The sequence below is a fragment of the Herbaspirillum lusitanum P6-12 genome, assembly GCF_000256565.1.
GTDB classification, from domain to species: Bacteria; Pseudomonadota; Gammaproteobacteria; order Burkholderiales; family Burkholderiaceae_D; genus Herbaspirillum; species Herbaspirillum lusitanum.
Window position 1 is genome coordinate 24,602 of the sequence record NZ_AJHH01000111.1, and the last position, 11,000, is coordinate 35,601.

The following is an 11,000-nucleotide window of genomic DNA, read 5'->3' on the forward strand; positions in this document are numbered from 1 at the left end:
GAGCAGGACTCGCCCAGCCACACTATTCATTGGCTGCTGGGCCGGTATAGGTATATCCCATCGAGGGAGGCATGGGGCCTTTGATGCGGCCGCCTTGTTTTTTTTGCTCCCAGGCATGCGCGAGGATGCCTACCGAGCGAGAGAGAATAAAGAGCCCTCGCGCCAACGCAGCATCAAAGCCCAGCTCGCCATAGATAACTGCCGTTGCACCGTCGATGTTCATGGGAACCGGTTTGGAAGATCGCCCGGCCAGATGCGCTTCAATCAGTCGCCCCGCTTTGGCATGCAGCCCCTTGACCACTCCCGCTGCTGCGGCCTCATCAACCATCGCAAGCAGTTTGACCGCTCGAGGATCAATCGGATGGAAACGATGTCCATAGCCAGGAACAATGCGTCCGTGCGCCTTTGCATGTGCGGCCATGACTTGTTCAAGTACGCTCTCCGGTTCACCGGCGCTTGCTTCGGCTGCATCCAGCAACTGATTGAATAGCAACAAGCATTGTTCACCGGCGCCGCCATGAATGTCGTCCAGCATATTGATGGCGGACGACATCGCGCCATTCAATGGCAAGCCGCAAGTGACGCTCATGCGCGCGATGGCGATGGAAGGCGCCTGCGGTCCATGATCAACCGCCGACACCAGCGCAGCCTCCAGCAAGTGCAACTGGCCGGCGCTGGGAATATCGTCTCGTAACATACGCCACACCATGTGGACATAGCCGACGTTGCCGATCATGTTCTCAATCGGCTCGCCTTTGATGCGGATGATGCCCGGCTGAATGTCAATGATGCTGGTGCTCCACCAGGCCTTGGCCTTGGCGACCAGGTCGGCGTTACGATCCGCCTCGGACGGTTGAATTGCATCGACTTGCTGCGTTGTCATACCACACCCTCTTCGCGCAGGTTGGAGATATTGGCGGGGGTGTAACCGGTCGCCAGCAGGATCTCGTCCGTATGCTGGCCCAGCCGTGGCGGGCCATGGCGGACGCCGGTTTGTTCGCCATCGATGGTGAAGCCGCTGCGCGTCAATGTAATTTCTTGCGTCTGATCGAGATCTTCCTTGTTGAACAACACTTTCATTAACAAACCGCGATGCTGGACCTGATCCTGCGTCAGTGCATCCAGTACGCTGAGAACCTGCCCTGCGGGAACACCTGCTTGATTGAACTTGCGCTCCCATTCAGCCGCATCACCGCGACGCAATTCTTCTTCAAGAATTTCACTCAGGGCCTTGCGGTTGGTTTTGCGTATTTCGCGCTCCGCAAAGCGCGGATCGGTTTTCAAATCCGATCTCCCAAGCAGATCGCACAGGATTTCGAATTGCTCCTGCTTGTTGGCGGCGATATTCAGCAGCCCGTCACCCGTACGGAAAGCGCCCGATGGACTGGCGGTAAAGTTGTCGTTACCCATGGGCACCGGACTGCGCCCGGCGATCAATTGATTGGAAACGATCCATCCCATGGTGACCATGACGGAGTCCAGCATGGACACATCGATGAAGCAGCCCTTGCCGGTGTTGTTTCGGCTGACCAGTGCGGAGGCAATGGCGAATGCAGCCGTCATCCCGCCAATGGTGTCGCACACAGGGTATCCAACGCGCAGAGGGGCGCTCTGCTCGTCTCCCGTGATGCTCATGACACCGGAGCGTCCCTGGATGATCTGATCGTAGGCAGGAGCATCGGCCAGCGGACCGGTCTGCCCGAAGCCGGAAATCGCGCAATAGACAAGACGAGGAAACTCATCTTTCAGGGCGTTATAGCCGACGCCAAGCCGATCCATTACGCCGGGGCGGAAATTTTCCAGGATGACGTCTGCGTTCCCGGCCAACCGGCGCAAAACTTCCTTGCCCTTGGCGCTCTTCAGATTGAGCGAAATGGAACGTTTTCCGGCGTTCTGCGCCAGAAATGAGGTTCCCATCTTCTCCTTGTTGAGATCTGAATCTGCGCCCAGCTGCCGCGCCAGATCTCCCGCTCCGGGTGTTTCAACCTTGATGACGTTGGCGCCCAGGAGCGCCATCTGATAACCCGTAAATGGCCCTGACAACACATTGGTCAGATCCAGAACCGTTACGCCTTCCAGTAGTTTGTTCATCGATATCCTTGACTTCTTTCAGCACGCGAACGTGCCGTCTCCTTAACGAATTGCCCGACAAGCTGACGCTGGCCGGGCCGATATGGCGGTGTTCCCACCTGTTCTTACCGTTGTTGATTGTTGGTTGATGTATTAGTCCTTGAGCAAACTCGCGTCCCCGAACAGGCTGGTCGTCAACACGCGCGCTGCTGCAATCAGATGCGGAATCATCGCGGCAACGGCTTCGTCATTGAAGTGATGCAGCGGCCCCGACAAGCTCAGCGCCCCCTCCAGACGATTGTTGACACCGAATACCGGGCAAGCAATTGCTGCAGTTTCCGAATCGCGTTCGCCGCGCGTAACGCGAATGAATGGCTGCGGCATCTGTACCAGCTGGTCGCCCGACAGATTGTCGAAAGCGGTCAGGACGTGGCCGCCGGCGCCCTTGTCAAGAGCGAGCAACTGGCCTGCCTGAACGTTGTCGCGAATCGAACGCGGCGAATCCACGCGATAGGCGCACAAGCGCATTTCGCCGGTACGGACATAGAACGAAGCACTGGAACTGGTAGTTTGTGCCAGCTCGCGCAGCACCGGCATGACTTTTTCTGCTGGGTGCAACGCCTTGCTCGCAATGCTTGCGAGCTTGATGGGCGCCGCACCTAATACATACGAGCCGGAAATCAGTCGATTGATATAGCCGTACGCCTCCAACGACTGCACCAGACGCAGGATGGTGCTCTTGTAGAGACCGGTTTTCTTGCTGATCACCGCCAGCGACAACACGGATTCGTCAGAAGTGAAGCAATCGAGAATCATCAATGCCCTGTTGACGGCAGCGACCCCGACTTCATCGGCGGCCGGCTCACCCTCTTCATTTTCCAGATCGACGTCTTTTGTTGCTTTTTTAATCACTTTTTGCACCTCGAATGCGTAGTAAATCGGCTTTTCTCACTTTTCCGTTCTGCCAAACAGAACTATTGCGATCATTTTAGAACGCTGCTAATATTCCGTCAACTCTGGAGATGAATTGATTTTCCGGATCTGCAAATCAGCACTTACAACCCGTCTTGGCAGTATTTCAAGACCTAGCAACAGGAACAGGTTCACGTCCTTCCATCCTTCGGGCGATAGGACGTGCAACGACAAGGACATCAAATGAAGCGATATCAAATGTTGATCGGTGGCGTCTGGCAAGATTCGGCGTCGGGAGAATGGATAGATTCGATTGAGCCGTTTTCCGGTGACGTCATTGCGCAAGTCCCGCGCGGCAACGAAGCGGATGCTGCGCAAGCGGTCGATGCAGCGTACAAGGCGTACCGCTCCCCTGCGTGGTCTGAATTGACCGCGACGCAGCGCGGAGCTCTTCTTCGCAAGCTTGGTGATCTGATCGAGCGCGACGCGGTGCGTCTGGCGGATATCGAACGCAGCTGCAACGGCAAGAACATCACTGAAGTATCGGGCCAGGTTCGTAACGTCGCGCAATGGTTCTACTACTATGCGGGCCTCGCCGACAAAATCCACGGTTCGGTGGTGCCTATCAACAAACCGGGCGTTTTCAACTATGTGCGTTACGAGCCGCTCGGCGTCGTCGTCGCGATCACCCCGTGGAACTCGCCGCTCGCCTTGACCGCCTGGAAGATGGCGCCCGCGCTCGCCTGTGGCAATACCATCGTGGTCAAACCATCCGAATTCACCTCACCACCGCTGCTGGAACTGGCAGCTCTGGCCAGCGAGGCTGGCTTTCCACCGGGTGTAATCAACGTCGTCAGCGGCTATGGCAACGAGATTGGCGCAGCCTTGATCAATCATCCGCGTGTAGCGAAAATTGCTTTCACCGGTGGTGATATCGGTGGTCAGAAAGTTGCTGAAGCCGCGGCCAAGAACTTCAAGAAAATTACCCTGGAACTAGGTGGCAAGTCTGCAAACATCGTGTTCGCAGACGCCGATTTCGAACAGGCAATCAATGGCGCCATCGCAGGCGTCTTCGGTGCAGCCGGCCAAACGTGCATGGCCGGCTCGCGACTGCTGGTGGAACGATCGATCCACGACAAGTTTGTCGCCCGGCTAATTGAAGTCGCCGGTGCCGCACGCATCGGCAACCCCGCCGATAGCGAAACACAGGTTGGCCCCATCGCTACCCGCTCCCAGTACGAAAAAATTCTTGGCTACATCGAGATTGCCAAACAGGACGGCGCTACGTGCGTTCTGGGTGGCAACGCCCTCAGCGGTGCGCAGTACGGCCAGGGCCAATTCGTCGCGCCGACCATTTTCACCAACGTCAGGAACGACATGCGCATCGCCCGCGAAGAAGTCTTCGGGCCGATCCTGTCGGTGATTCCGTTTGACTCCGTTGAAGAAGCGCTGGAGATCGCCAACGATACCGACTTCGGTCTCGCCGCAGCAGTGTGGACGACCGATTTGCACAAGGCGATCTACTGCTCCGATCGCATCGAAGCAGGCACCGTGTGGGTGAATAACTACCGTGCGACCAGTTTCACCACGCCTTTCGGCGGTTACAAACGCAGCGGTGTTGGTCGTGAAGGCGGCCTGGAAGGTGCGCAGGAATACATGCAGGCCAAGAGCGTCTGGATTACGACGCAACCCAACAAGCAAAACGCATTCGTTTTAGGTTAATGACACTGGTTTCCCAGTGCCAGGACATTTGAGGAGATGAGAAAAATGAGTCAGCAGGAAAAGACAGTGGATGTACTGATCGTTGGTTGCGGCGTCGCCGGCCTTTCGGCCGCCGTCACCGCGTTGGAAGGCGGCTTGTCCGTGCTCAATCTGGAGCGCGCCACGCCAGATGATTTCGGTGGTGGTTCACGCTGGACCGAAGCGTACATGCGCATGAAGAACGATTCCGAAGTCAGCGATGATTTCGAAGAACATTTCGCCAATAACGCAGGCCCGAATCTGGACCTGAACGTTTTACAAGCGGTCTCGTCCGGCGGCTACGAACACTGGCCTTCGTACGTCAAGGCACATCCATTCCCCGATCCGGAACTGATCGCCAAGTTCGCCGACTCGGTGCCCGGCACAATCAGCTGGCTGAAAGGATTTGGCTTGAAGTTCGAGCCGCAGCCGATTTATTTGCTGACACAAAACACGACCCGTATCGCAGCCCAGGGCGGCGGCCTGAAATTGATCGAAACCTTGCGTGAAAAGGCGCTCGGCCTCGGCGGCGAGATTGCCTATCGCACGACTGCCGTCGATTTGCTGCGCGACGACAGCGGTCGCGTCATCGGTGTCCGCGCAGTCGGCCCGGATGGCATACATAAGACCATACTGGCTCGCAACGTGGTGCTGGCCAGCGGCGGCTATCAGGGCAATCAGGAAATGATGACGCATTACATTGGCCCCAAAGCGAAGAACATTCGTCCTGTTGCCACCGGCGGTTACTACAGCCGCGGCGAAGGTATCCGTATGGCGCTGGCTGCCGGTGCAGCGCCGGCTGGCGAATACGGTTCTTACCATGCAGAACCGGTCGATCCGCGCTCGTCCATGGCGGAAGCCGTCGTCTTCATTTATCCGTACGGCATTCTGGTCAATACCGAGGGCAAGCGCTTCATCGACGAAGCGCCGGGGACCGTCGACGCCCACTACGACAATATCTCGCGCAGCTTTGCAGATCAGCCCAAAGGCCTGGTCTATGTCGTCTTCGACAGCAAAGTGGAAGACATTCCTCGCTGGAAGACCAGCATTCGGTCCGACATCCCGCCGCTGCAGGCAAACTCGTTGGCAGACCTCGCCAAGCAGATGAACGTATCCGCAGAAGCCCTTCAAGCTACTGTTGCGTCCTTCAATGCGGCCTGCCCGCCTCCTCCGAAGGAGTTCACGCCGTTCCAGATCGATCACTGCGGCACCAAAGAGATCTCGCCGCCGAAGTCGCATTGGTCGCGTTCGATCGACAAGGGCCCGTTCTATGCGTATCCGATTATCTCGTCGAACTGCTTCACCTTCGGCGGTCTCAAGGTCAACACCGATGCGCAAGTATTGACTCAGGACGGTCATGTGATTCCAGGCCTGTATGCGGCCGGCGAAACGGTCGGTATCTATCACCAGGTCTATACCGGGTCGACATCGGTTCTGCGCGGCCTGACGTTCGGACGCATTGCCGCTTCGCATATGGTTCGCACGAAGTAAGCACTGAGTTTTAGATTGTCAGATTGTTGATTGAAGTCTGAAGCGGCGCTGCCCTGAACGGGCAGCGCCGGCATAAACCACCACTGAAAATGATAGGGAGACGGAAATGAAAAAAATAACCATATTGTCGCTGGCAGTTGCTGCGCTGTTTAGCCTGCCGGCATATGCGCAGGTCAAAGTGGCTCAGTTGGACGGCATTTCGGGCCCGTTCGCCAATGTCGGCGAACAACAGCGCAAGACGCTGCTGGCCATGTTCGATGACGTCAACGCCAAAGGCGGTCTCAACGGGCAAAAACTGGAATTGGTGACCATCGACGGCAAGGGCAGCCCGCAAGATTCACTCAATGCCTTCAAGCAAGCAGTCGATCAGGGTATTCGTATTGTGACCCAGGGTAATAGCTCGGCAGTTGCCGCCGCCCTGTCGGATGCGGTTGCCAAATACAACCAGCGCAATCCTGCTTCGCCCGTGTTGTACTTGAATCACTCCGGCATCGACAATGACCTGACCAACTCGAAATGTAATTTCTGGCACTTCCGTTTCGATCCGAACGTCGATATGAAGGTCGAAGCAATCACCAGCGAGCTGGTCAAGAACAAGAACATCAAGTCGGTCTACCTGATCAATCAAAACTACGCTCTGGGACAACAAGCTTCGGCCGCTGCCAAGCGCATCATTCCTAGCCGCCGCGCCGATATCAAGATCGTCGGCGACGACTTGCATCCGTTCGGCCAGGTCAAGGACTTCTCGAGCTATGCAGCCAAGATCAAGGCTTCCGGCGCCGATGCAATCCTGACCGGCAACTGGGGCAACGATCTTTCCTTGCTGGTGAAAGCGCTGAAAGACGCCAACGTGAGCGTGGCGATCTACACCATCTATGGCTCCGGATTCGGTGCGCCGACTGCCATCAAGGAAAATGGCGTTGATCACCTGAAAGTCATGAGTGTCTGGAATCCCAACATCAAAAACGACAAGTCGGAAGAGTTCGCCAACGAATTCAAGAAGAAATACGGCATCGAGCTGTACTTCCATCAGATCCGCACGATGATCCAGATGCTGGCCGCCGCGGCCAACAAGAGCAAGTCCAACGATCCAAAAACGATCGCCTATGCGCTCGAAGGCATGAAGTTCCAGGCCGACACCGGCGATGCGGAAATGCGCAAGTCGGACCATCAGATCCTGCTGCCGATGTTCTTGTCGACGATGAAGAAGACCGCTTCCAACGGCGGCCCTGCCGATGTGAAATATGACTCCGAAGGCACCGGCGTCGTGGGCTTCCAAGTCGACAGCAAAATCGAGGCTTCGGTCAGCACCGTGGCAACGACATGCCAGATGGTCCGTCCATAAACTTTTCCGATATATGGCAATAGCCGTCCGGGGAGGTATTACGAGGCTTCCCCGGACGGATTCACCACACGCATGCACATGCCTTACGCACAACGATAGTCGGGAACACTGTGAGTACTTTCATCATTACCTCGCTCAATGCACTGAGCTTCGGGTTGCTTCTCTTTCTTCTGTCAGCCGGTCTCACGCTGATTTTTTCCATGATGGGCGTGCTCAATTTCGCCCATGCCAGCTTCTATATGCTGGGTGCTTATGTCGCCTATACATTTGGCGCAAAAGTCGGCTTCTTCCCCGCACTCATACTGGCGCCCATTGCCATGGGTGCGGTCGGCATGCTGGTCGAGCGATTCGGCCTGCGCAAAGTCCACATGCATGGGCATGTCGCCGAACTGCTTTTTACTTTCGGCCTGGCGCAAATCATTGAGGAGCTGGTGCACCTGATCTGGGGGCGCGCTCCTGTCAGCTACCCCATGCCGGACATCCTGAGCGGTTCGCTGTTTACGGTGATGGGCGCGCCCTTCCCGGCTTATCGCGCCTTCATCATGTGTGTCGCGGTCGGCGTCCTGGCGCTGCTGTACTTCACCATTACCCGTACCCGGGTCGGCTTGATCATTCAGGCGGCGCTGACCCATCCGACCATGGCGGAGGCCCTCGGGCACAATGTGCCGCGCATTTTCATGAGCGTATTTGGCGTCGGCGTCGGCCTCGCTGCATTGGCCGGCGCGGTCGGCGCGCCCGCTGCAGTCACCGAACCGGCGATGGCACACGCAGTTGGCTCCATTGTGTTTGTGATCATTGTCTTGGGCGGCATCGGATCTCTCGCAGGCGCGTTCGCGGCATCGATCCTCATCGGCTTCATCCAGACGTTTGCCGTGCTAGTTGATGCATCTCCATATCAACTGATCAGTTCTCTGGGGAACGACTCCCTCAGCAATCTGATGAATATCGAATTGTTCAAAATCACCGTTGCACAACTGGGGCCGGTGCTGCCCTTCTTTGTCATGGTCGCAGTTCTGGTCCTGAGACCGCGCGGCATGTTCGGCAAGCGGGAAAGTTAATCATGATGACTACACAAAACTCACAAGCAGGCTGGATCAAACCGGTCCTGATCCTGTTGCCACTTGCGCTATTGCTACTGCCTATGGTTTACGCAAAGAGCTCGGCGCTGTCGTTCCTGTCTCAGGTTGCGATCATTTCGGTCTTTGCGCTTTCCTACAACATCCTGCTGGGGCAGACCGGTCTTCTGTCTTTCGGCCATGCCGTCTATGCAGGCCTGGGCGGCTATTGCGCCATCCACCTGCTCAACAAGACGGGGGCAGATGGCCTTGGCCTGGGACTACTGGCGTTGCCATTGATTGGCGGGCTGGGCGGAGCAATTGCCGGGTTCGTTTTTGGATATATTTCTACGCGTCGCGCCGGCACGACCTACGCCATGATCACGCTGGGCATAGCAGAAATGCTGGTGGCGCTGGCGTTGATGTTGCCGGGAATGTCCGGTGGTGAAGCCGGCATGACAACCAATCGCATGCTGAATCATGCCATCCTCGGCATCAACCTCGGCTCCGACACGCAAATGTATTACTTCGCGTGGGGGTGGATGTTCATCGCAACCGCTTTGATGTACGCCTTTACCAAGACGCCGTTGGGCCGGCTTGCCAACGCAGTGCGGGACAACCCGGAACGGGTCGCCTTCATCGGGTTCAATCCGCAAAAAATCCGCTGGACCGTGATGGTAATCGCCGGATTTTTTGCCGGTATCGCGGGTGGTCTTTCCGCAGTCAACTACGAACTTGTCACCATCGACAATCTGGGTGTTGCGCAATCAGGCATGGTGCTGGTCGCCACCTATCTTGGCGGCGTCGGCTATTTCCTGGGGCCGGTCGCAGGCGCGTTGATCTATGTTCTCTTCCTGACAGTCATTTCGACCATCACCAAGGCCTGGCTGCTGTACTTCGGCGTGCTGTTCATCACCGTGGTGATGTTTACGCCGGAAGGTCTGCTTGGCTTGCTGAAGCAAGTCGACGGCGCAAGCCGATTCACACTGCGCAGGTTCCTTGGCGTGTTGCTGAGCTGCGCCTGCTTTGTTCTGGTCGTTGAAATCCTGTACGCCTACCAGGACAGCGCCGATACCGGGCAAGCCATCTCTCTGTCGGGCCTTCTCGGCCTTGGGAAACAGGCATATCTGCCAATCGGATTGCTGGCGCTCACCTACGTCGTCGCGGCTACCTACAAGCGTTGCACCGTTGCTCAAGCCAATGTCAGACTCGGCACAAAACAGGAATTAGCTGGAGAGAAACATGGCCACAAATGATGTTGTCTTAAGCCTGCGCGGCGTCGCAAAGTCCTTCGGCAATTCGAGGATCATTCGCGACATCACCATGGACGTCGCTCCTGGCGAGCGCATCGCGTTGATCGGCCCTAACGGCGCCGGAAAATCAACCTTGTTCAACATGATCAGCGGACGCTTCCAGCCGAGTGGCGGCGACATTGTATTGAATGGAAACTCGTTGCTGAAACTGGAACCTTACGAGATCTATCGGCAGGGACTATCGCGCTCCTTCCAGATCACCAATATCTTCGCCAAACTGTCGGTCTACGAAAACATTCGCAGTTCGGTGCTTTGGTCGCTGGGGCATCGCTACAGCCTGTTCAAATTCCTGAACAAATTGACGGATGTGCGTGAACGCGCTGAACAGCTGATGGAGCAAGTCGGGCTGGCAAGGCGAAAGGATGTGCTTGCAGGCCTGTTGACCTACGCAGAGCAACGCTCCCTTGAAATTGCGATGACCGTGGCCGGCAACCCTTCTGTCGTGCTGCTGGATGAGCCGACAGCCGGCATGAGCCGCTCGGAATCCGAGCAGGCAGTCGAACTGATCCGGAAGCTGACCGAAGGTCGTACGCTGTTGATGGTCGAACACGACATGAGCGTTGTCTTCGGCCTCGCCGACCGTATCGCTGTCTTGGCCGGCGGCGCCTTGATCGCCCTCGAAAGCCCTGAAAAAATTCGTCACAACCATGCCGTAAAAGAGGCGTACCTGGGAGACCACCATGCTTGAAGTGGCAAATCTGCACGCCTACTACGACAAGAGCCATATCCTGCATGGCGTCGATATGCACATTCAAAAATCCGAGATTGTTGCCCTGCTCGGCCGCAACGGCACCGGCCGGTCTACTGCGGTAAAAGCCCTGATGGGCATGGTCAAGAGCACCGGTTCCATTCGCTTCAAAGACGAGGAAATCGGCGGCCTGCGCACTTTCGAGATCGCGCACAAGGGCCTGGGCTATGTCCCGGAGAGCCGTGAAATATTTCCGACGCTCACCGTCCGGCAAAACCTCGAGCTCGGCATCAAGGATCCGAAAAAGCAGACGCGTTGGACAGTCGACGACATGTATCGCCTGTTTCCCCGCCTGCGTGAACGTGAAAATACGCCAGCTTTTTTTT

Annotated in this window: 10 protein-coding genes; 7 read left to right on the forward strand and 3 right to left on the reverse strand. The window is 56.7% G+C overall.

Translation table 11 applies throughout. The features are described from left to right. Positions 1-22 precede the first annotated feature (22 nt). The 3 genes from HLUSI_RS0103955 to HLUSI_RS26850 all read right to left on the reverse strand — a co-directional run bounded on the left by HLUSI_RS0103955 (position 23) and on the right by HLUSI_RS26850 (position 2,982). On the reverse strand, positions 23-883 hold the full coding sequence (locus HLUSI_RS0103955) for a citryl-CoA lyase (protein WP_016832741.1): 861 nt from the start codon (positions 881-883) through the stop codon (positions 23-25). After that, positions 880-2,091 carry a CaiB/BaiF CoA transferase family protein gene (locus HLUSI_RS0103960; RefSeq protein ID WP_016832742.1) on the reverse strand — a complete coding sequence of 404 codons (1,212 nt, stop codon included), beginning with the start codon at positions 2,089-2,091 and terminating at the stop codon, positions 880-882. The genes HLUSI_RS0103955 and HLUSI_RS0103960 overlap by 4 nt, the downstream gene beginning before the upstream one ends. Positions 2,092-2,223: 132 nt before the next feature. Continuing rightward, complete coding sequence (locus HLUSI_RS26850) at positions 2,224-2,982, reverse strand: IclR family transcriptional regulator (protein ID WP_040503145.1); 759 nt, start codon at positions 2,980-2,982, stop codon at positions 2,224-2,226. Between the two features lie 243 nt (positions 2,983-3,225). Here HLUSI_RS26850 and HLUSI_RS0103970 point away from each other — a divergent pair, with 243 nt between their 5' ends. The 7 genes from HLUSI_RS0103970 to HLUSI_RS0104000 all read left to right on the forward strand — a co-directional run. Continuing rightward, on the forward strand, positions 3,226-4,704 hold the full coding sequence (locus tag HLUSI_RS0103970; RefSeq protein ID WP_029363100.1) for an aldehyde dehydrogenase: 1,479 nt from the start codon (positions 3,226-3,228) through the stop codon (positions 4,702-4,704). Between the two features lie 45 nt (positions 4,705-4,749). Then, positions 4,750-6,213, forward strand: a complete 1,464-nt coding sequence (locus HLUSI_RS0103975; RefSeq protein ID WP_016832745.1) for an FAD-dependent oxidoreductase — start codon at positions 4,750-4,752, stop codon at positions 6,211-6,213. A 106-nt stretch (positions 6,214-6,319) separates the two neighbouring features. Continuing rightward, positions 6,320-7,558, forward strand: a complete 1,239-nt coding sequence (locus tag HLUSI_RS0103980; protein ID WP_029363101.1) for a branched-chain amino acid ABC transporter substrate-binding protein — start codon at positions 6,320-6,322, stop codon at positions 7,556-7,558. A 110-nt stretch (positions 7,559-7,668) separates the two neighbouring features. Next, the gene (locus HLUSI_RS0103985; RefSeq protein WP_016832747.1) at positions 7,669-8,616 is read left to right on the forward strand and encodes a branched-chain amino acid ABC transporter permease; all 948 of its coding nucleotides are present in this window, start codon (positions 7,669-7,671) and stop codon (positions 8,614-8,616) included. 2 nt (positions 8,617-8,618) lie between these two features. After that, on the forward strand, positions 8,619-9,869 hold the full coding sequence (locus HLUSI_RS26855; RefSeq protein ID WP_050977626.1) for a branched-chain amino acid ABC transporter permease: 1,251 nt from the start codon (positions 8,619-8,621) through the stop codon (positions 9,867-9,869). After that, the gene (locus tag HLUSI_RS0103995) at positions 9,856-10,614 is read left to right on the forward strand and encodes an ABC transporter ATP-binding protein (protein ID WP_016832749.1); all 759 of its coding nucleotides are present in this window, start codon (positions 9,856-9,858) and stop codon (positions 10,612-10,614) included. Before HLUSI_RS26855 ends, HLUSI_RS0103995 begins: the two co-directional genes overlap by 14 nt. After that, positions 10,607-11,000, forward strand: a 394-nt coding sequence (locus tag HLUSI_RS0104000; protein ID WP_016832750.1) for an ATP-binding cassette domain-containing protein, incomplete at its 3' end; no start/stop codon positions are given. The genes HLUSI_RS0103995 and HLUSI_RS0104000, both read left to right, overlap by 8 nt.

Bases quoted from the DNA above. Each gene is read 5' to 3' on its own strand.
- HLUSI_RS0103980 (WP_029363101.1), top strand. From the start codon at position 6,320: ATGAAAAAAATAACCATATTGTCGCTGGCAGTTGCTGCGCTGTTTAGC.
- HLUSI_RS0103995 (WP_016832749.1), top strand. From the start codon at position 9,856: ATGGCCACAAATGATGTTGTCTTAAGCCTGCGCGGCGTCGCAAAGTCC.
- HLUSI_RS26855 (WP_050977626.1), top strand. From the start codon at position 8,619: ATGATGACTACACAAAACTCACAAGCAGGCTGGATCAAACCGGTCCTG.
- HLUSI_RS0103955 (WP_016832741.1), bottom strand. From the start codon at position 883: ATGACAACGCAGCAAGTCGATGCAATTCAACCGTCCGAGGCGGATCGT.
- HLUSI_RS0103960 (WP_016832742.1), bottom strand. From the start codon at position 2,091: ATGAACAAACTACTGGAAGGCGTAACGGTTCTGGATCTGACCAATGTG.
- HLUSI_RS0103975 (WP_016832745.1), top strand. From the start codon at position 4,750: ATGAGTCAGCAGGAAAAGACAGTGGATGTACTGATCGTTGGTTGCGGC.
- HLUSI_RS0103970 (WP_029363100.1), top strand. From the start codon at position 3,226: ATGAAGCGATATCAAATGTTGATCGGTGGCGTCTGGCAAGATTCGGCG.